The sequence below is a fragment of the Devosia sp. 1635 genome, assembly GCF_013185955.1.
GTDB lineage: Bacteria > Pseudomonadota > Alphaproteobacteria > Rhizobiales > Devosiaceae > Devosia.
In genome coordinates this window covers 44,916-62,415 of sequence record NZ_JABAOM010000007.1, presented here as the reverse complement: position 1 = coordinate 62,415, position 17,500 = coordinate 44,916, and the positions used below count along the sequence as shown (strand labels likewise).

The 17,500-nt window shown below is 57.5% G+C and carries 25 protein-coding genes; 13 read left to right on the top strand and 12 right to left on the bottom strand.

Going from position 1 to position 17,500, the window contains the following annotated elements; translation table 11 throughout:
- Positions 1-47 precede the first annotated feature (47 nt).
- The 4 genes from HRU92_RS19485 to HRU92_RS19470 are packed head-to-tail and all read right to left on the bottom strand — an operon-like array spanning position 48 to position 3,332.
- Entirely contained in the window at positions 48-1,043 is a 996-nt protein-coding gene (locus tag HRU92_RS19485) for an ABC transporter substrate-binding protein (protein ID WP_173089015.1), read from the bottom strand.
- Positions 1,040-1,840 (bottom strand): uridine phosphorylase, encoded by an 801-nt coding sequence (locus HRU92_RS19480; protein ID WP_282567800.1) that lies wholly within the window; start codon positions 1,838-1,840, stop codon positions 1,040-1,042. Before HRU92_RS19480 ends, HRU92_RS19485 begins: the two co-directional genes overlap by 4 nt.
- Positions 1,831-2,586 (bottom strand): ABC transporter permease, encoded by a 756-nt coding sequence (locus tag HRU92_RS19475; protein ID WP_173089011.1) that lies wholly within the window; start codon positions 2,584-2,586, stop codon positions 1,831-1,833. Before HRU92_RS19475 ends, HRU92_RS19480 begins: the two co-directional genes overlap by 10 nt.
- Entirely contained in the window at positions 2,583-3,332 is a 750-nt protein-coding gene (locus tag HRU92_RS19470; protein WP_173089008.1) for an ABC transporter ATP-binding protein, read from the bottom strand. The genes HRU92_RS19475 and HRU92_RS19470 overlap by 4 nt, the downstream gene beginning before the upstream one ends.
- A gap of 798 nt (positions 3,333-4,130) precedes the next feature.
- Here HRU92_RS19470 and HRU92_RS19465 point away from each other — a divergent pair.
- The 3 genes from HRU92_RS19465 to HRU92_RS19455 all read left to right on the top strand — a co-directional run bounded on the left by HRU92_RS19465 (position 4,131) and on the right by HRU92_RS19455 (position 5,224).
- On the top strand, positions 4,131-4,316 hold the full coding sequence (locus HRU92_RS19465; RefSeq protein ID WP_173089006.1) for a DUF2158 domain-containing protein: 186 nt from the start codon (positions 4,131-4,133) through the stop codon (positions 4,314-4,316).
- Between the two features lie 23 nt (positions 4,317-4,339).
- The gene (locus HRU92_RS19460; protein ID WP_173089004.1) at positions 4,340-4,591 is read left to right on the top strand and encodes a zf-TFIIB domain-containing protein; all 252 of its coding nucleotides are present in this window, start codon (positions 4,340-4,342) and stop codon (positions 4,589-4,591) included.
- 495 nt (positions 4,592-5,086) lie between these two features.
- A complete protein-coding gene (locus HRU92_RS19455) occupies positions 5,087-5,224 on the top strand; it encodes a hypothetical protein (protein ID WP_173089002.1) in 138 nt (45 codons plus the stop codon).
- Positions 5,225-5,605: 381 nt separating this feature from the next.
- Here the strand turns inward: HRU92_RS19455 and HRU92_RS19450 are convergent, their stop codons facing one another.
- Positions 5,606-5,818: a cold-shock protein gene (locus tag HRU92_RS19450; protein WP_173089000.1), complete on the bottom strand. Its 213-nt coding sequence runs from the start codon at positions 5,816-5,818 to the stop codon at positions 5,606-5,608.
- Between the two features lie 612 nt (positions 5,819-6,430).
- Complete coding sequence (locus HRU92_RS19445; RefSeq protein ID WP_173088998.1) at positions 6,431-6,631, bottom strand: excalibur calcium-binding domain-containing protein; 201 nt, start codon at positions 6,629-6,631, stop codon at positions 6,431-6,433.
- A gap of 47 nt (positions 6,632-6,678) precedes the next feature.
- Between HRU92_RS19445 and HRU92_RS19440 the strand changes: the two genes are divergently transcribed.
- Positions 6,679-7,197 carry a hypothetical protein gene (locus tag HRU92_RS19440; RefSeq protein WP_173088996.1) on the top strand — a complete coding sequence of 173 codons (519 nt, stop codon included), beginning with the start codon at positions 6,679-6,681 and terminating at the stop codon, positions 7,195-7,197.
- A 369-nt stretch (positions 7,198-7,566) separates the two neighbouring features.
- Here HRU92_RS19440 and HRU92_RS19435 read toward each other — a convergent pair whose 3' ends face one another.
- The 3 genes from HRU92_RS19435 to HRU92_RS19425 are packed head-to-tail and all read right to left on the bottom strand — an operon-like array spanning position 7,567 to position 9,944.
- Positions 7,567-8,082, bottom strand: coding sequence for a TadE/TadG family type IV pilus assembly protein (locus HRU92_RS19435; RefSeq protein WP_173088994.1), 516 nt, complete (start codon positions 8,080-8,082; stop codon positions 7,567-7,569).
- Between the two features lie 3 nt (positions 8,083-8,085).
- Entirely contained in the window at positions 8,086-8,628 is a 543-nt protein-coding gene (locus HRU92_RS19430) for a TadE/TadG family type IV pilus assembly protein (RefSeq protein WP_173088992.1), read from the bottom strand.
- A complete protein-coding gene (locus tag HRU92_RS19425) occupies positions 8,625-9,944 on the bottom strand; it encodes a TadE/TadG family type IV pilus assembly protein (protein WP_173088990.1) in 1,320 nt (439 codons plus the stop codon). The genes HRU92_RS19430 and HRU92_RS19425 overlap by 4 nt, the downstream gene beginning before the upstream one ends.
- A gap of 214 nt (positions 9,945-10,158) precedes the next feature.
- Between HRU92_RS19425 and HRU92_RS19420 the strand changes: the two genes are divergently transcribed.
- Positions 10,159-10,404 (top strand): hypothetical protein, encoded by a 246-nt coding sequence (locus HRU92_RS19420; protein WP_173088988.1) that lies wholly within the window; start codon positions 10,159-10,161, stop codon positions 10,402-10,404.
- Positions 10,404-10,844: a thermonuclease family protein gene (locus HRU92_RS19415; RefSeq protein ID WP_248307271.1), complete on the top strand. Its 441-nt coding sequence runs from the start codon at positions 10,404-10,406 to the stop codon at positions 10,842-10,844. The genes HRU92_RS19420 and HRU92_RS19415 overlap by 1 nt, the downstream gene beginning before the upstream one ends.
- A gap of 14 nt (positions 10,845-10,858) precedes the next feature.
- Here HRU92_RS19415 and HRU92_RS19410 read toward each other — a convergent pair whose 3' ends face one another.
- Positions 10,859-11,191: an SMR family transporter gene (locus tag HRU92_RS19410; protein ID WP_173088986.1), complete on the bottom strand. Its 333-nt coding sequence runs from the start codon at positions 11,189-11,191 to the stop codon at positions 10,859-10,861.
- 87 nt (positions 11,192-11,278) lie between these two features.
- On the opposite strand from HRU92_RS19410, the gene HRU92_RS19405 reads away from it, so the two are divergent.
- The 5 genes from HRU92_RS19405 to HRU92_RS19385 all read left to right on the top strand — a co-directional run bounded on the left by HRU92_RS19405 (position 11,279) and on the right by HRU92_RS19385 (position 13,514).
- Positions 11,279-11,464, top strand: coding sequence for a hypothetical protein (locus tag HRU92_RS19405; RefSeq protein ID WP_173088984.1), 186 nt, complete (start codon positions 11,279-11,281; stop codon positions 11,462-11,464).
- Complete coding sequence (locus tag HRU92_RS19400; protein WP_173088982.1) at positions 11,461-11,790, top strand: hypothetical protein; 330 nt, start codon at positions 11,461-11,463, stop codon at positions 11,788-11,790. Before HRU92_RS19405 ends, HRU92_RS19400 begins: the two co-directional genes overlap by 4 nt.
- Positions 11,790-12,062, top strand: coding sequence for a helix-turn-helix transcriptional regulator (locus HRU92_RS20800; protein ID WP_173088980.1), 273 nt, complete (start codon positions 11,790-11,792; stop codon positions 12,060-12,062). Before HRU92_RS19400 ends, HRU92_RS20800 begins: the two co-directional genes overlap by 1 nt.
- Before the next feature lie 2 nt (positions 12,063-12,064).
- The gene (locus tag HRU92_RS19390; RefSeq protein WP_173088978.1) at positions 12,065-12,754 is read left to right on the top strand and encodes an SOS response-associated peptidase; all 690 of its coding nucleotides are present in this window, start codon (positions 12,065-12,067) and stop codon (positions 12,752-12,754) included.
- 166 nt (positions 12,755-12,920) lie between these two features.
- Entirely contained in the window at positions 12,921-13,514 is a 594-nt protein-coding gene (locus HRU92_RS19385; protein WP_173088976.1) for a hypothetical protein, read from the top strand.
- Here HRU92_RS19385 and HRU92_RS19380 read toward each other — a convergent pair.
- A complete protein-coding gene (locus HRU92_RS19380; protein ID WP_173088974.1) occupies positions 13,511-13,816 on the bottom strand; it encodes a hypothetical protein in 306 nt (101 codons plus the stop codon). The two genes, HRU92_RS19385 and HRU92_RS19380, sit on opposite strands and share 4 nt — an antisense overlap.
- A gap of 138 nt (positions 13,817-13,954) precedes the next feature.
- Here HRU92_RS19380 and HRU92_RS19375 point away from each other — a divergent pair, with 138 nt between their 5' ends.
- The gene (locus tag HRU92_RS19375) at positions 13,955-14,176 is read left to right on the top strand and encodes a hypothetical protein (protein WP_173088972.1); all 222 of its coding nucleotides are present in this window, start codon (positions 13,955-13,957) and stop codon (positions 14,174-14,176) included.
- Between the two features lie 1,677 nt (positions 14,177-15,853).
- Here the strand turns inward: HRU92_RS19375 and HRU92_RS19370 are convergent.
- Positions 15,854-16,093 carry a WGxxGxxG family protein gene (locus HRU92_RS19370; RefSeq protein WP_173088970.1) on the bottom strand — a complete coding sequence of 80 codons (240 nt, stop codon included), beginning with the start codon at positions 16,091-16,093 and terminating at the stop codon, positions 15,854-15,856.
- Between the two features lie 557 nt (positions 16,094-16,650).
- On the opposite strand from HRU92_RS19370, the gene HRU92_RS19365 reads away from it, so the two are divergent.
- On the top strand, positions 16,651-17,412 hold the full coding sequence (locus HRU92_RS19365; protein WP_173088968.1) for a BTAD domain-containing putative transcriptional regulator: 762 nt from the start codon (positions 16,651-16,653) through the stop codon (positions 17,410-17,412).
- Positions 17,413-17,500: the final 88 nt, after the last annotated feature.

Below are 17,500 nucleotides of genomic sequence, written 5' to 3'. Positions count from 1 at the left end.
GTACCTCTATGGTCAGGCGGCGTGCCGCCTGACCGATCTGAAGTTAATTACTGGATCGACGATGGCAACTCGACGACGAGTTCGCTGGCTTCGAACCCTTCCGGAATGACATCATACTCTACGGCAGTGTCGATGGTCTTCTGCCAGCTTGCTAGGTTACCATAGCCTAGTTCGTGGGCCGCGGTATCCTCACTCTGCCAAAGTGAGGGCAAGAACACTTCGCTGATGATCTGAGCCACGAGCTCTTCCTGGCCCGCAAAAGTGGGCGTGTATTGAGCTACCGCCATACCGATCTCGGTGCGGACGTTCCCATCCGCGATGTGCTGAATGCCCTTATTGAGGGCGGAGATGAAACCGGCTACTTGGGTAGGGTTGTTGTCGAGGAAGCTTTCCGAGGTCACAAGAACGTTGCCTTTAGATGGCAGGTAGTCGTCTGCGCGCAGCATTCCTACATCGATGCCATCGGCTTGGAGGTTGTAATAGCGCAGCATAGAGAAGGCGATGGCGTCGACCTGATCAGAGGCCAGGGCCTCGACGATGGCACCGGTGCCGACCACTTCGACGTTGACGTCGTCGATTGAGAGGCCCGCCTGAGCCATCATCACCTGGAGCTGGATGTAGTTCGGGCTGCCATAGGAAGTGACAGCGACGGTCTTACCAGCCAGTTCCGCTGGGCTTTGAATACCAGACGAGGTCTTGAACAACACTGCTCCGATGCCGTTCTGGTAGGTTGTATGGACAACCTTGACCGGCAAGTCATTGGCACGAGCGGCAATCACCGCATCGCCATTGGGGAAACCGAACTGAACGTTTCCCACGGCGACATTGGTCAAGATATCAGCGGCGTTAGCATAAAGGAAATCTACGTCTAGGCCTTCGTCTTCGAAGTAGCCGTAATGGTCTGCAACGAACAGTGGCAAGTAGTACGGAACCGCAGCTCCATCAATCTGGATGGTGACCGGGCTCACTTCCTGCGCTGAAGCCGTAAACGCGCCGCCCAAGGCGAAAGTCGATGCTGCGGCTAGTAAGGCGATATGCTTCATAAAGGCGTCCTTTCAAGGGAATAGGAAGTCGGATTAGCGGCAAGTGCACCGGCGGCAATGGTGATAAGATCACGCTGGGTTTGTTCATAGTCTTCGAGCCAGCCATCCGAGCGCCTGTGTGCGTGGACCGCCAGAACAGCACCAGCCGCCACGCCGAGCGCCGCACCTACGGCAAAGACAATCTCGGCTTCCATCTCAATGCCATCGGCACCTTGGCCGGCGAGCCCATCGAGGAGGTCGGGGTTGCCCCTCCCATCGCCGTGATCCGGGCGCCCTTGGGCACGATAGTATCCATCCGCCGTTATCACTGACCCGATACGGCCGGCCAAGCCCAAAGAACGGCGCCGGCTGTCTAGCATGGCGACGATTTCTGGCGCTGCGGTCACCGCGCGGTCCGCTGGTGCATAGGGCCGGGCGCAGGCGCTGTTGGGCGGTGTTTGCCTGACAATAAGAAAATCACCCAGTGATAAATCCCTGGCCAACGCGCCCATTCCTCCGATGCGGACTATGCGCTTGGCGCCCATCGCCGCCAACTCGACCATGGCAATTTCGGTAGAAGCGCCACCGATGCCGGTGGAACAAATCCCAATTCGGTGCCCCTCAAAGAAGCCAACGCCCATACGAAATTCACGATTCTGGCCAACAACAGCGAAGTCGGTGAGAACGCTTTCTCCCATGTCTACGCGGCCTGGATCTCCAGGCAACAGGAAGTCCTGGGGGACTACATCGGGCCGCGGCAGGTGGACGGGCGTATCGCCCTTCCAGGGCCAGGTCGCGGAGCGATCAATTAGCGCCATGAGAGCAACCACTTTTCAGCCTGGGCGAGGACTTGGTAGACCAATATGCCCAGCAAGGAGGTGATGATGACCATGGCGAACAGCAGGGGCGCCTTGTAGGTCGTGCCAGCGAAGACCATTAGATATCCAAGGCCGGTACCCCCCGAAAGCCATTCGGCGAGAATTGCGCCAATGGTGGCTTGGATGGCGCCAATTTTGAGCCCGGCGAAAATCTCTGGTACGGCTGCGGGCAATTCTACCCGCATCAGCTTCTGCCAGCGGTTGAGCTGCAGGATTTCGCACAGTTGGTGGTAGTTCGACGACAGCGAGCGGAGACCCAGAATGGTGCCTATCATGACGGGGAAGAACACCAGCGAAACAGTCAGGACAATTTTCGACGTTAGGCCCAGACCAAACCAAAGAATGAACAACGGCGCGAGGGCGATCTTGGGCGCAGTCTGGAAAAACAGAAGATACGGAGCGATGACGCGCTCGACGCGAGGCGATTTGGCGAGGACAAAGCCGACTACAAAGCCACTCAACGAGCCCAAGGCGAAGCCAGCCAGGATAATGCCGAGTGTATGCCCTAGATGAGGCCAGATATCGCCGGAAGCGAAGAGCCGCACCAGTTCATTCCACACCATCTGCGGAGCTGGCAGCACATAACGGGGCACATCAAAAGCGGTCACATAGCCCCACCACGCCGCGATCAGAATAATAGGTGTGGCAATGAAACTGACTACGCGCTGCATCGGACGGGCAGTCATTTGAGTTCCTTGCGCAGGACCGACAGCCAGGAAAAAAACTCAGGAACATCCTTGCTGGCCTCGCTACGGGGCTTAGGAAGATCGATCGTATGAATGGAGCGTAGGCGACCTGGACGCGCCGACAAGACCGCAACCCGGTCCGAAAGATAAGCAGCTTCTTCAATCGAGTGGGTGACGAAAACGATGGTTGCGCCAACTTCCTGCCGGATACGGAGTAGCTCATCATTCATTCGATCTCGCGTTAGGAGGTCGAGAGCCCCGAATGGCTCATCCATAAGGACGATTTTGGGGCGGTAAACCAACGCACGGGCGATCGCTGCGCGCTGCCGCATGCCGCCAGACAACTCCTTAGGCAATGCCTTGGCGAAATCCTTGAGCCCAACCAGGGCCAGCATTTCGTGCGCTTTTTCGTCGCTGTCCTTGCGTGGCGCGCCAAAAGTGTCGAGTGGGAAGCGAACATTGTCGAGAATGTTGAGCCAGGGCAGGAGAACAGCTTCCTGAAAGACAAAGCCAATGTTGGTGTTCTTCACATCCGACTCTGAACGCCATTCGATCTTGCCGGAACTAGGCGGTATGAGTCCGGCGATAATGCGCAGCAAAGTAGACTTGCCGCACCCGGACGGGCCAATCAGGCTGAGGAACTCACCCTCTTCAATCTCAAGGTTCGTTGGAGCCAGCGCCTCCACAGACTGTCCCTGACGCGTCTGAAAGGTTTTGGCCACGTCGGTGGCCTTAAGAAGATACAACGGCGACTCCCACGAATGGACGTTTTGCGGATGGCACTATGACTTGTATCAATATTGAGACTTTACAGTTGCCGCCGTCAAGTCACAGCCACGCCTCTAGCGGCGCGGTCTCGGACGTCGCATCTTGCTCACCTCTTTGCGGCCTCCCGCCTTGACCGCGACCCTGCTGCTCAGTCGAGCAAAGCTAGAAAACCGTGCACCAAGGTCATGGTACTCGCCGGTCTGTCTTCCGTGTTTGCGGTTGATTCTAATTTCTGAGAGCACTTCTCGGCTGTCCAATGTAACGGAAGGATCGCGATAACTCGATATGGTGGGCCACCGCGATGTTCGGCATACATCCGGGGAATCGAGTTTGCGGCGCAGCTGGAGGCGTAGTCGCAAGCTTCCTGGGCTTGATGTGACAACCATCACGCTAGCGCTGGGGTAGTCTCGGCCGGCCGCCACACACTTCGGACAATTATCGAAGCGGTGAGGTTGGCCAGCAGCTTTCGAGCCAAACTCATCAACAATGATCAGTTCGACCAGTGTCGCCGAGACGCCATTGCTTCTTTGAGATCGAAGCTGGCAAACACTAGCCCGGCCTTGAGGAGTTCGTAGACAGCCACGATGCTCGAATGAAGTCGAGGCGCTCCCGCTCCCATCTAGCACCGTAAACGCGCTCGGCGGTGGTTTGACCTGGGGCCGTCTGGCTGGACGCATCTGTCGGGATTTCGTCCTCGTGATTAGCGGTACACGCCCCCTAGCCTTGCCTCTCCTGGCAGTGTGCTGTGTCACGTCCCGTCACATGGAGAGTAGGCAATGGAATTTGCTCCAGGCGACGTCGTTCAGCTTAAGTCCGGCGGCCCGAAAATGACTGTTGAGAAGATTGAGGGTGGACAGGCTGTCTGCGTGTGGATGGAAAGGATCGCCTATTCCAATCTGTCCAGCTACCGACCTCAGCAGTACACCTTTGCTGTTGCAGCAATCATGAAGGCCGAAGGATAGGCATTGTGGTGGAGCACCGCGCCATGAACTGTCCCCATCACGGCGTCCCGCTGTTTAAAAGCAAGAACCACGGGATTGAGATCGACTACTGCCCTGAGTGCCACGGTGCCTGGTTCGATCGCGGCGAGCTCGATAAGATAATCGAGGCATACCGGGAGATGGCGCTTCAAGCGCAGCCCCTGCCAAAGCAACATGGCTCCGCTCGGCGCTACGAGAACCCACGCGCCCGCAGTCTGAAAAAGATCGCTGACTTGCTGGAAGAGATCTTCGATTAAGAGGGTGCTTGATAGCGGTAGTTCTAGGCCATCGTGTGCCGTCTGATGGATTCACTTGCGATAATTAAGCGGCGCCCGTGGTATAGGCTAGTGCAGAAGGATTCTGCCGATGCCTGACGACATCCTATTTGCCGGCGACCGGCGCGACATCCCTGTGGATGCGACGGAGATGTCTGTCTCATCGGCATCACTACTCCAAGGCGCGGCTTGGCGACCATCGGCAAAGTAGCCGACGCCTCGGATGAAGCACTCCTGTCGATCTCACCACTTGTCCGCATACGCTTGGCTGACATCCGTGAAGTGATCCGTGAGTGTCAGAGCGGCGGCTATGTCCCGCCACAATGGATGGTCGAATAGATCAAAGCCGGCCGCCTGCTTAGCCGAACTGCGGTTTGCTTGAGCATTCGGCCGCTATGAACTGCCCCCTCTTTGCGAAGTTTACCGTTCAATGAGATGAGCTCGTTGACCTTCATTGCCCATCAGGAATACCCAGATATGACAACACGTAACCTTTTGATCGCCTTGATCGCGGCCGTCCTGATCGTCGGCGGGTTCTTTGCCTATCAGGCCTATCAGCGGGACCAGAACACAGTGGACATCAGCGTCGGCCCGAGCGGCATCAGAGTGGACTAAGGGCCGATAGCCCTACCCGCCAGCATTCGATCCAACAAAGAAAAGGCACCCAGTAGGATGCCTTTTAGTTGGACCAGGAGAGGGAAGGAGAACCTGATCTCACCAATTTGCGCCCACTGCATTAAGACCCCATTAAACGCGTGCGCGCCGGACGATTAAGCGCATCTGACTTGCCAAGTAGCGCAGCAACAACGCCTTAGGGTTGTGTTAACTAGGTTTCTGCCAGTCTTGATCCGCAGCGCCTCACACCCATAGTGGACGGCGCTGCCCCAACCGGACTAGCCCGCCTTGTTGGCGGGTTCTTTTTGAGACGGCCCCCGGAAACCATGAAGCCCCAGCACTAGCCGGGGCTTTGGATTGGGCGTCTGCTTGGAGTCGGCGCTAGGAGACAAGCTTCAGGTTGACTGCTGACTCTTTGCCGTCACGGCCAGCTTCCACATCGTAAGTCACCTTGTCGCCTTCGTAGAGGCCCTGGAGACCAGACTGCTGAACGGCCGAGATATGGACAAAGGAGTCCTTGCCGCCACCATCAGGCGAGATAAAGCCGAAGCCTTTGGTGGTGTTGAAAAACTTCACGGTGCCGGTGGTAGCCATTTGCTGATCTGCCAGTTGCGCCGGCGTGGAACACAGCCGGGCTAATTCCCCGCGGGCACATGCCAGCAGGGTGAGCGATCATTGCGCGGCCCCGAATGGTTGTCAAACTGCGTCGGGTGCGGCGCTCAGGTGAAACGCGGCTAATCTAACTTCATCGTTCACTGCTGGAGACAATAGGAGCCGCCGCTGCACCAGCGCGGAGCCTTAGTTCCCCCAGCAATAGACTGATTGCCCGCTGACCGAACAGGAAGCATATGACGGTGGTCGCCATTCCGGGCCACGCTGCTCAAAGGACGGCATGCGACCGTCAGATGCGCCGCATTGATGCAGCATGGAGTACCAAGTCACCGGGCCCGGCAACCAGTCTGCCAAAAGACCCCCTTGCATGGCTCTCACTGTCTACCACTTGGTATGGACTTCGGCACGTGCGTCCAGCCTTGGACATGCAGTCGGTGGGCGATGACTTGCAAGTGACCTTCTCCAGCACCGCTCCCGAGGGCGCATAGATGGTTTCAGCTGCCGAAGGGGTTACCAGACACCCCATAGCCAACAGAGACAGAAATGCATGCATGTTCCAAAACCCGCGTGCTGGTCCAACAGTTCGGATCAGTCTCACTGCAGACTCTCACATGCGATACCGTCACGGTCCCGGTCCAACCCATGTGGATCCCCAGAGCCTTGGGCTTCGTAGAAATCCTGCGCTTCACGCCAGGAACCAAAATCCGAACAGTTCATGTCGCCCTGGGCATTGGCAGCGCTGGACACCGACAGCACCATCAGTGCAGCCGCAAGTAGAGCCTGTGATATTTTCATGGATGTCTCCCATTTTTCAAAGCTTGCAGCAACGATAAAGGGAGTCAATGGCAGACGACGTCTTGCCTGGCGGGCGCACCAACTTGGTTGATTTTAGCAAGCACAGGATACACGACATGAAAACAACAGGCTTGCTGCTTATCGAATTTACCGCACTGACGATGCCTGTGCTGGCAGGCACGCCGAAGCTTGAAATGTGCGGTAACCGCCCGAACACTCCGGACAAGACCTGCCTGACTCGCCGGGTGTACCAATGGACTGATGACGACGATGAAGTGGCATTGGACGCCATTACGGTCGGCATTAGCGGCGACACCGCAGTACTGGAAAAGCTCGGGCTGACCATTCCCGAGACTGTCGCTTCCGTCTATTGGCCGGATTGGATCGCCCAAGGTGACAAGGTCCAAGCCGGGCTGCAGGGGCCCTACCCCGTTCCTGCTGCTCTGGAAATCGCCGACGTCCTGCGTAAGGTTTGGGCCTTTGACCGCGTGGTCATTAGCCTGCAGGAACGCTCGCTTTGGAGAGACGAGTGGGGCACACTCGCGGAGTTTCCCGGATACGAGTGAACCCAGAATGAGCTGAAACCAAGACCTAGGACCCCTCGTTCCTGATGCACCTGTGTATGAGGTGGCCCTTGCTGGCATATTATCGAGGGCACGTCATCGTGCTGTTAAAAGACAAGCTATTCACAGCTGAAATCACTGAACGGGGCACGGCAGCTCCCTTCCCAACCAAAGTCTCAGCAACTGAGGAGGAAGGGGAGCAGGTTTGCCTAGAGCGCGCCAAAGCACTGGTCGACTTGTACCTAGACCTGCCCACCTGATGGGTTTATCGCTGTGTGCGGATACTTTTACGAAAGAGATAACCGGCGCGGACATCCATGCCGCCTACAAGTCCGTGACGAGCTTTACCTGTTCGCCCAGACTGCGGGGAAGCTACTCTTGGAAGGCAATCCTGCCGACGAACCGTGGTCTGTGCACCGAGTGGTTCTCGTATGTTAGTTCATCGATTCCAAAGCCACTGACAATGGCTACGTGAGGAACGAAGCTCTCTACGAGAATTACGGAATCACCATCGGCCATATCAGGGATGACGCTGTATGGGATGTCCCTGTCAGCTGCCGTTCCGTTGGTTTGCTGGGGCTTGCTCCAGTCCAGCACCAGCGCTCCTCCAGTCATGGAAATGCTGCTCACCCTGACGTTGCTATCCCCAGCCGCGTCTATTGTGTTTTCCAGCAAGTCTTGCATCTCTTCGATGATACTATCGTCGATTGCGCTCTGACGAGAGAGAATGTCTCCAATGGTGAACGTCGCCTTTTGGGTACGCTGCGCCATGCGGAACAGGTCGAAAATCGTGATCGTGCCTAGGAGCAATGCGAGCAGGAGAGGCAGGATCAGAGCAAACTCAGTGGCCGCTACACCGTGATTGTCGTCCAAGAACCGCGGGATCATCACTTAGGATCCGGGTTCGTTAGCAAAGGCTGTTTTGCCAATGATGCGGTATGCGCCACTTTCATCCTTCGGCAGAGCCAGGCCCAAGCCCAAAAGCGGTGTTAACGGATCCACCACAAAGCAGGCTCTGACGAACACGGTTTGCGATCTTTGCCCAGCGTTGAACCGTACTGTTGGCTGAACCGTGCTGCTCCTGTTCACGCATCTCGCCTGATCGCTCGGGTAGCTTTCGCTGTTCAAGACCGGGATAAGCTCAAGAATCAGGTTCCTATTGCAATCCACCAAGATCATCGCAGCATCGCAAACTTCATCGCGAAGCGCCCCATGTGTAGGATTCTCCATGCTTCCGATGCGGAGCGAACGAACGGAGATATCAAGAGCGCGATCCAGCATGATGGTTTGCAGCATTGTCCAACCCGCCTCCAAGGTGGCGAATAAAACTGCGAACAGAAGCGGTGCAACGAGAGCGAACTCGACAGCGCTCGCCCCTGTGGCGTCCCGGGAGAATGTTTTTAGCCGCCGCAGTGGCAACCCTAACGCCGTCATTCCGTAAGGCGCACTTTTTGAATAGCGGTGGCGATAGATCTGAATGCCGCATCAATGTCGATGCCGTTGACATCATAAAAATGGCTGATGCTCGAGGCGCAGTTCTGCATCTCTGCCCGACCCTGGCTACTCACCTGAAACCCAATGGTGAAAACAATTACGCCGTTTGCTTTCGCCCGGTTGCAGACCGCATACATGCTGTCTCTAGCACTGTTCCTGTTCTGCGATGTGTAGTTGTCCTGTTCTTTCGCTCGTGGGTAGTCATAAACATTTGGCCGGCGCTGCTCGGTAATGTCACCATCTGTCATCAGAACGATGAACTTTATCGTGTTCGGGTCATCGAAACGGGCAGGACGGCTGGAGAACTCTGCCGGCACCATCCCGTGGGAAGCGGCGTACGCCATCAAAGGCTGAGCGGCGGGTTCTAACAGCAGCATGCCCCACTTGACGGCAATAGCAGTACCAGTCCCGTCATACATTATCAGAGAGTCGATACGGCTCTTGAGGTAGTTCGCGTCGTTGGTGATGTAGCTTATCGAGGTATCCTCCAGGGGACACCAGGGCCAGCCTAGCCCAGGGTAAGAAACACCCTGATGAGAATTAGTGAAGTGAGCAACCTGTGTGCGCTGGTTGAACGGGATAACGCCGGTTGCGTAGTCCCCCGCGGTGAACTCAACACACGACGAATGGTTGTGCCGTCGCGGAATGCCAAGTCCCCCGAACGCCATAGCTCCTGGGTTTACTGAACCTGCATAGGGGACGATGCTGACCGAAGTGTAGGCGGCACTTTCTTCGTTCAGAATAGTCTCAATGAACTGCTTAGCTGCGGGCTTTAGAAGGCGAATACGGGATGGCGAGCCGTTCCGCATGGACCCGGAGATATCAAGAACAAGGGAAATCTCGATGTTCTGCCGCTTTTCCACCGCTGTAGCCCTAGCGGTCACGTCTATGCTCTCTATGCTAATCAGGCGCAGAAATGACGTTTCCATGTTGTAGGTCGCCGTGACAGTTACCTCGCGGTTATTTGTTGAACTATCTGCATCAACTTGCACATCAACATCAGTAATAAACGGCAAGGACTTAAGGTACTCACCCACCGTAGCTTCGATCGGTTGGGTTTGACTGAGCGATGCCGCCGCAAGAACAGCGCGATCGACGCCATCCTGAAGTTGAACGCGATACGACTCGTGCCGAGCGACATCTGTTGCGCCGCCAGCGAGGACCAGCATGGGAATTAAGGAGAATGCTGTAAGGACAGCGACGTTTCCGTTGGTTGCTTGATTGAACTCTTGGATCAGGTTCTTGATTCGACGCACCTGCAGGCCCTCTCATGAACGCACTGCCCTGTCGAAATCTAACAAAACGCGGTTTACTGCGGGTTAACTCTGGTGTTGCTGGGGGCTACCCTTAAACATACTATGCACAGCCGGATGGATAGGCTCGCAAGCGCGATCCAGATCGGCGGAGGCAAATGCGCGGGTGATGAGGTTTGGGCTGTTTCGCCCTGCCCGACCGAGATAGCGTAAGCGCATGAGCCTCAACATCACCATAGACCTAAACGAACCCAACCGCCTGCTGGATTGCCAGGTGCGCGTGATCTCCGTAGAGGAGCACCACCTTGGCATTCTAGAACTGGACACAGACCAGGGCTTCCTACCGATCTCGGTCAACAGGAGCGCGGCGGCGACGCTCATCTCCGCGCTTGCCGAGTTCATGGCCGCCACAGAGGTGGACGAAGAAATCCCGATCGCCAACGACGACGACCCGGTGGACTGATGAAGCACGCCACACTGCTAATTGCCGCGGTCTTGATGCTGCAAGCTGCCCTGCCCGCGGCAGCTCAACCCCATCCCCGCTTGCGCTTGGAGATGTGCGGCAATCAGCCAAACACGCCAACCAAGACCTGCGTGGTGGATGGCGACACGCTGTGGCTGCACGGCGAGAACATCCGGCTCAAGGACTTCGACACGCCCGAACCTCAAAGCAGCATCTGCGGTGGCGATCGGGAAGTCACGCTCGCTAAGCAGGCCAGTACCAGGCTCTTGGAACTGCTCAACTCAAACGAGTGGACCATCGAGCGCTTCGGCCTCGACAGCACCCGCAGCAAGCGCCGCCTCGCCACCATCAGGATCGACGGCCGGGATGTGGGCGACATCCTGATCGAGGAGCGGTTGGCCAGGGCATGGCCGAACGGCAAAGAGTGGTGGTGCAACTAATAGGCGTGCCTCAGCTAGTGAGATGCGGACTGAGACAAGAGGTTTACGATCAGCACCCCGGCGATGATGAAGCCCAACCCGACGAATCCCCAGAGGTCCAGCTTCTGGCCGTAAAGCACCCAACCTGCTGCTGACACCAAGACAATGCCCGCGCCAGACCAGATGGCGTAGGCCAAGCCAACCGGAAAAGTACGAAGCGTCAGCGATAGGAAATAGAACGCCACTCCGTAACCCACCACGACCACGACAGACGGCCAGAGTTGGGTGAACCCTGCGGAAGCCTTGAGCGCCGAAGTGGCTATCACCTCACATACGATAGCGATGGCGAGGAACAGGTAGGGTTGCATGGGAGCGCTCCTTGTCACTTGGAGCGACTTCCAAATCAGGTCTAGACTATCCCGTCACGTTCACGAGCGCGTGAGCGAACGAACTCAATGGTGCAACTGATGATGCGGGGCCCTTCAATACCGAAGCTCAAGCCAGCCCTGATCGGCATGGTCGAGGATCTCATCGGTCCAGGTGTTGGGGCCGAGGAGGATGAGCGGCAGGATAAGGCCGGGGCGCAGGCCTTCCTTGACGAACTGGACCGCAAGGCAGACGGAGCGGCGAAGCGGAAGTGAAGCCTGCCTACCAGTGGACCGATGACGATGATGAGGTCGCCTTCGACGCGATCACCGTCGGGATAGGCAACGATGCAGCGGCTTTAGAGGAGCTCGGCATAGAGTTTGGCGAACCTGCGGCTTCGGTCTACTGGCCGGATTGGGTCGCCCAAGGCGACAAGGTGCAGGCCGGGATGCAGGGCCCCTACCCCGTTCCTGCTGCTTTGGAAATCGCCGACGTCCTGCGTAAGGTTTGGGCCTTTGACCGCGTGGTCATCAGCCTGCAGGAGCGCTCGCTTTGGCGGGATGAGTGGGGCACACTTACGGAGTTTCCGGGGTATGACTGATGCGTGACGAGCTATCGGGCAGAGAGCGCCAAGTGGCAGAGCTTACGGCGCAGGGTCTGACGTGCGCCGAGGCGGGGGAGGTTTTGGGACTCTCTGGTCGGACTGTAGAGGTCTATCGGGCCCATGCGATGATCAAACTTAAAGCGCGGAACGCTGCACACCTTGCCGCACTGCTGAACATGGAGACCTTAGCTGCGCTCACGGCTCGGATTGACAACCTGGAGCGCCAAGTTGACCAGCTGATGGTCCGCATCACCAAGCAAGAGGCCTGACGATGTGCGGCCGCTTCACCAATGAAATGAGCTGGGCGGATCTCCACGCTCTCTATCAGCTCAGCGATGAGCTTTACCCCGTGGCGCCGTCCAACATGCAGCCGCGGTACAACATCGCGCCGACTCAGGATGTGCAGTTCGTGCACCACGATAAGGCCGGCCACCGGGAGCTTGATCAGGGCCGCTGGTGGCTGGTGCCGTTCTGGGCCAAGGAAGTGCCTAAGGCGACGATGTTCAACGCTCGCATCGAGACGATCGACAGCTCTCCGGCTTTCCGAGAGCCGTTCAAGAAGCGCCGCTGCCTGATCCCGGCCGACGCCTATATCGAATGGACCACCAATCCCGAGGACGGCAAGAAAGACCCGTGGCTCCTCTGCCTACCGGAGCACCGTGGCTTCAGCTTTGCCGGGCTCTGGTCGCGCAACGACAACCTTGGCGTGACCAGCTGCACCATCATCACTGCGCCGGCTGTGGAGCACATCGCCCATATCCACGGGCGGATGCCGGTGATCCTGGAAGAGGATGCCTACGATGCCTGGCTGTCGGGCGATGCCCAAGGTGATGAGGCGAAGGCCCTACTGCTCGACAATCATCTCGACAGCCAACTGCAGTTCCACCGGATCAGCCGCGCCGTGAACAACAGCCGGTACGAGGGGACGGACGTGAAGAAGCCGGTGATCAATCCGCTGTAGGCGCACACCAAATCATGTAGACGGGCTGAGGCCACTCTCCATGCTCGGTGGTGGGAAAAGTTATGGGTTGGGGAGGAAAATATAGACCCTACGCATCCAACGGGATTAGCGCTTTACGTACCGCCGGATTCTATTATCGTTTTCCTAAGTGATTTGGAGAGCGCAGATGGACGCCACTTACCAGTTGAACGGCGCCCTAAAGCCGACCCTTAAGCGCTTCGCTGATCTGGACGGCCCTGACTATTTCCCCACGCCCAAGTGGGCCACTCACGCGCTAATCGATAACGAGAAGTTCGATGGCGACATTTGGGAGTGCGCTTGCGGCGATGGGGCGATGTCCAAGGTGCTGATGGAGACCGGCAACCCGGTTTACAGTTCCGACCTCTACCAGAGGCCTTTCGGCGAGACGGGCAAGGACTTCCTGACCGAGGATCGGCGCGCGGCAAACATCGTTACCAACCCTCCATACAACAGCGCTGAGGGGTTCGTTAAGGCTGGGCTTGAAAAGGCCGAAAAGAAGTTGGCGCTTCTACTCCGGCTGGCCTTCTTAGAAGGCTCTAACCGAAACCGCACCATATTCACAGTGAACCCGCCGAGCCGAGTTTGGGTGTTCAGCGAGCGGATAACCTTCTACCCAGCGGGAGCTGCCGTCGCCGGTTCAGGCACGACAGCGTACGCATGGTTTGTGTGGGACAAAGAGGCGCCGGGCTCAACCGAATTGAAGTGGTTCAAGCCCGGCTACAAAGCCGAGCATTCCTAAGGGCGCTTGAGGCCAGCAGGGGTGATGCGAAGGACGCCCCGGCTGGGCGCAGTCAAATAGCCCTCGGCTATAAAGTTGCCTTCGTTCTGGGAATGGGACTTGATGTTACGCAGCCGCTGCTCCCAGACCGGCTCGTTGGGCCGCGTATCTGACTGTGCAAGATCATCGTTGCTTAGTGGAATCACTGTTGGAATGAGTTTCTTCAAGGCAGAGAGCTTCGCCTCGCCGCTCTTGGATGCTTTCAGTATTTTTACGACCGCTTCCGAAATCTCAGCTTCAGTAGTTAGACCAGTCTTCGCCATCTTCGACTCCGTGATGAGCCGACAACGTTAGTCCGACTTCATTGTAGAGTCGATGGACCCCTTGCCGACAAACAAGCTGCAGCAGATGCCGCGACTCAAGCCTGGTGGGCGCATGTAGCCACGCCCATACCGCGGGACGTGGAAACCGAAATCGACGTGCTGGTGGCTCGGGTGCTCGTTGTGCCGCCACCTAACTACCTGTTCAGCGAGGATAGTGAGTTCCTGCGCAAGCTGATCAATGCTCTGCGGTTGCAGTTCGAGCCGCAGATGCGGGCAGGGGAGGTGCCAAAGGTCGTGGAGGACCTGCTGGCCAACTTATCGGTGGAGCTGTACCGCCGCAGGGTGGCTAAAGAGAATTGATCAGTTCTGACAGCAAAGGCCCACCATGTTAAGCAAGCAATGCGGCACGACGAAACTTTGTCTAATGGAAGGGTTATAACCTGCCCGTTCTGCTCAAACCACTTGGGCCAAGCGACCAACCAGAACCATTGACGCTCCGTTGGAAGATGCTGACGCAACTCAATCGCGGCGCAGCGCTCCGGATGTCGGCGGCCGGCTGGATAAGCCACAAAGCGCCCGCCCTCGCGGTGCCACTGGAGCCTTGCTGAGACCATGGCAGATCAATCGCGCTGACCAAACTTTTTGCGCACCCTCTGCTTGGCCCTGAGTGCATGGCGAACGTCTGAGGGTGCCGCGCCGAGCTTCTGCGCAATGTCTTGTTCGGTCATCTCCGGATGCAGCTGCTTCAACGCCCTGGCTCAGGTCTGAATGCTTGGAACAATGGCAATGGACATGGGCCGACTCCGGCACTTCTCGGCTGCCGGAACGGGGTCGCGTACAATCAGCATCAAGCGCGTTTAAAACTGCGCTTGAGCCGTTAGGGGTACGAGCAAACGGCAGCTCTAACGATGTAGCTCCAACGATGTACTCAACGCAGCGAACGGGGGCTCCATTTGCCAACACGTATGACACTGGTCAGGGGCTTCCTCGAGCAGGCCTTAGTAGTCCTACCTTACAACGATCCAACTTCGGTTGAGCTGGAAGAAATGATCGAGCGCGCTATTGCGCTAACCTACACGTCCAGCATCGCACATCGCAATGTTGGCCAGAACGTTGTCGATTTCCAAGTCGCCGCTGAGCGGCTTAGGCCCGCGTTGTAGTGGGGAGCCGGAGGCCAGACCGATGCTCCTGCAGCCCCTAAGGCTGGGCGGCACTGATGGTAGCGACTGCCCATCGTGGCCCTAGCTACACCCACCCACTTAGACCCCAACACCCCCGTTGGGGTCTTTACCCCACCCCATTGGAAGCGGCCGGCGGGGTATGGCACGAAGCTCGTCGCGCATCATTTCAGGCGCGCTGCAGGGGTCCATTGACTACGATTGGGCCAGCGATGGCCTAATTGTTACCCTCCATATCAACCCTGTGCGTCTAGCTGCTTAGGCAAGTTTGTTCTTACACAGGGTTGGAGGCATCTGCGCTTCCTCAGCAGCAGGGGGGGCGTAATCAGAGCCTTCCTCACGCTCGGTGAGTAGGCCGCCCCAGACTGGCTGCCAAAGCCCTGCCTCGCCGGTGACGAATAGTTCTGTATCGTACTTGTTCCCCATCCGGATTGCAGCGGCAAAGGCCTCCTCCAGCGGTAAGCAGATGGCGAGGTCGCTTGCATTCAGAGGTCGTGTAGCCACAGAACTTCTTGGAGCCGTTGCGGTGCCTCTGGGCGTCCCGTTCAATGTCCTCAACAGGTGCAGGGTCACTGCAGCGCTTGGAGCTACCAATGCGTAGCGGAACTGACCTCTGGAAGTCCCGGCAGACTGGCGGGTAAACATCTTGTATTGATCAAAGCTGGACACAGCTCTTCTCCCATTCAGGGGGCAAGAGCAAATATGTTCTCCCAGCCGTCCGCGCCCGGAAACCGGCAGACGATACTGTTGTGTACCATCCTTATGCCCGCCGTGCTACCAGATGCACGCTTTGAGCGGGCGAGTAAAAGCCGCGTAGCTTGCTTCAGCTACGCGGCGAGACTGGAACAGCGCTAAGAGACTAGTGGCCGGTGGTCGTACGCGTGTTCGTCGTGTCATGACGACGCCCGCGTAGGCCGAGAAGACCAGCAAGTCCGAGCAGGCCCAGCCAGCCCATGTCAAAGCCATCGTCGTCATTTTCGTCGACTTCCACCACAGCGGGCGCGGTAGGCGCTGGCGTCGCCTGAGCGAAGGCACCTACAGAACTGGCGGAAAGCAGTGCGACGGTAAGAACAACTGCAAGGGGGCGAGTTTTGATCATGTTTAGCTCCAAGGTTAGCCGGACCTCGTCGGCCAGGAGCAATTCTAACTCACGGCCCTGTGAATCGTTGCCAGCCTCATGTGCATGTCTCTCTTGGCTTTGTTGCGGAACTCCGAAGGCGCCGCGCCGTTGAGCCGTGCAGATGAGAGTCTGCAAGTTCCAAGGACCTTTTTTGGCGGTGGCCCCGGCTCTAGGAAGGGCTGGGGTCGTCCTTACAAGCCGTCCCATTGACCCTCAGCATTCCACCGGGCCATGGCGGGCCCGTTGCAGTCGCACCTATGTCAGCGCATCAGTCTGCCACCTATTGCCGGCCAAGCTCCGTGCTCGCCTCCGCATAGATCCGACGAGCTGCCGGAACCAGATTGTTCGGCTCTAGGAATCGACAGTCGCAGAGGGTTCTGGTTTATTCAAGCGAGCCTAGCTTTCGACCTGCTGCCCGCCTGATCAGGCGCAGTGCTGTTCATCATTAAGATAAGCCTATCCTTGATGATAGTCGTGCCTATCGACCGATTGGCTTGAAGGCTGCATGGGGAGCGTAAGCCGGACCTTAGGGGAACATGATGTCCGCGCCATACGACGTGACTGCACCGGTATCGGTTTTTGTCTTCGGCCACTGCCATGTTCGCTCGTCCGGAAAGTTGGCCACTCCGCCGCTCCACCTGCTGCGGGTTCTGATTTATGTGCTGCTCGAGGGGCGGGGTAAGCCCGTATCGAGGGGGCGTATCCGTGATCTGATCTGGTCCGACAACGGCTCCGAGCGGGCCAACGCCGACATCCGCCAAAGTATGGGTCGCATTCGCAAGTTCCAGCAAGATTACAACTTTGAGTTGCTCTCGGCAGATACCCAAACGGTCTGGCTCAACCCCGACCAGAACGTCTATATCGATCTGGCGGAGTTCATAGGTCTTATTGCAAGTCCCAGCCCAAGGGCGTGCGTGCGGATGTGCGAAATTTACCGCGGTGAGCTACTAGATTCGTCTGGCTCCGTGGGAAACGGGTTCGAGGAATGGCTTGCGTTCCAGCGCACCGCGTTGCTCCAGGACTTCAACAGGACGGTTTCAGCGGCACTGCAAAGCGGGACAGAACTCACCCCTCAGCAACGCCATTTTTGTGCCTCCCGTTTGCTACAGTTGGACGCCTGTCATGAAGGCGCCCACCGGGCTCTGATGTCTGACGCGGCTGCGAAGGGGGAGTTCTCGCGCGTTAAGCAGCTCTTCAACGCTTGCAGCAAGCAGCTGCACGAGGAACTGGGCGTTGGGCCGGACCACGAAACCGTCCGGCTTTATCAAGAACTGACCGGCAGGAGCCTTGAGGTCTAAGCTACAAAGGATGTTCAGGGAGGCATCGCAAATTCTCTTGCTCGCGTGGGCAGATTCACTTCTGCATCCCACCGGTGCCAGGGCCCCG

Coding starts and splice junctions, on each gene's coding strand:
- HRU92_RS19405 (WP_173088984.1), top strand. CDS start 11,279: ATGGTGCAACTGATGATGCGGGGCCCTTCAATACCGAAGCTCAAGCCA.
- HRU92_RS19390 (WP_173088978.1), top strand. CDS start 12,065: ATGTGCGGCCGCTTCACCAATGAAATGAGCTGGGCGGATCTCCACGCT.
- HRU92_RS19435 (WP_173088994.1), bottom strand. CDS start 8,082: ATGATCCCGCGGTTCTTGGACGACAATCACGGTGTAGCGGCCACTGAG.
- HRU92_RS19370 (WP_173088970.1), bottom strand. CDS start 16,093: ATGATCAAAACTCGCCCCCTTGCAGTTGTTCTTACCGTCGCACTGCTT.
- HRU92_RS20800 (WP_173088980.1), top strand. CDS start 11,790: ATGCGTGACGAGCTATCGGGCAGAGAGCGCCAAGTGGCAGAGCTTACG.
- HRU92_RS19465 (WP_173089006.1), top strand. CDS start 4,131: ATGGAATTTGCTCCAGGCGACGTCGTTCAGCTTAAGTCCGGCGGCCCG.
- HRU92_RS19410 (WP_173088986.1), bottom strand. CDS start 11,191: ATGCAACCCTACCTGTTCCTCGCCATCGCTATCGTATGTGAGGTGATA.
- HRU92_RS19455 (WP_173089002.1), top strand. CDS start 5,087: ATGACAACACGTAACCTTTTGATCGCCTTGATCGCGGCCGTCCTGATC.
- HRU92_RS19485 (WP_173089015.1), bottom strand. CDS start 1,043: ATGAAGCATATCGCCTTACTAGCCGCAGCATCGACTTTCGCCTTGGGC.
- HRU92_RS19460 (WP_173089004.1), top strand. CDS start 4,340: ATGAACTGTCCCCATCACGGCGTCCCGCTGTTTAAAAGCAAGAACCAC.
- HRU92_RS19420 (WP_173088988.1), top strand. CDS start 10,159: ATGAGCCTCAACATCACCATAGACCTAAACGAACCCAACCGCCTGCTG.
- HRU92_RS19475 (WP_173089011.1), bottom strand. CDS start 2,586: ATGACTGCCCGTCCGATGCAGCGCGTAGTCAGTTTCATTGCCACACCT.
- HRU92_RS19385 (WP_173088976.1), top strand. CDS start 12,921: ATGGACGCCACTTACCAGTTGAACGGCGCCCTAAAGCCGACCCTTAAG.
- HRU92_RS19365 (WP_173088968.1), top strand. CDS start 16,651: ATGATGTCCGCGCCATACGACGTGACTGCACCGGTATCGGTTTTTGTC.
- HRU92_RS19380 (WP_173088974.1), bottom strand. CDS start 13,816: ATGGCGAAGACTGGTCTAACTACTGAAGCTGAGATTTCGGAAGCGGTC.
- HRU92_RS19445 (WP_173088998.1), bottom strand. CDS start 6,631: ATGAAAATATCACAGGCTCTACTTGCGGCTGCACTGATGGTGCTGTCG.
- HRU92_RS19450 (WP_173089000.1), bottom strand. CDS start 5,818: ATGGCTACCACCGGCACCGTGAAGTTTTTCAACACCACCAAAGGCTTC.
- HRU92_RS19415 (WP_248307271.1), top strand. CDS start 10,404: ATGAAGCACGCCACACTGCTAATTGCCGCGGTCTTGATGCTGCAAGCT.
- HRU92_RS19480 (WP_282567800.1), bottom strand. CDS start 1,840: ATGGCGCTAATTGATCGCTCCGCGACCTGGCCCTGGAAGGGCGATACG.
- HRU92_RS19430 (WP_173088992.1), bottom strand. CDS start 8,628: ATGACGGCGTTAGGGTTGCCACTGCGGCGGCTAAAAACATTCTCCCGG.
- HRU92_RS19440 (WP_173088996.1), top strand. CDS start 6,679: ATGGCAGACGACGTCTTGCCTGGCGGGCGCACCAACTTGGTTGATTTT.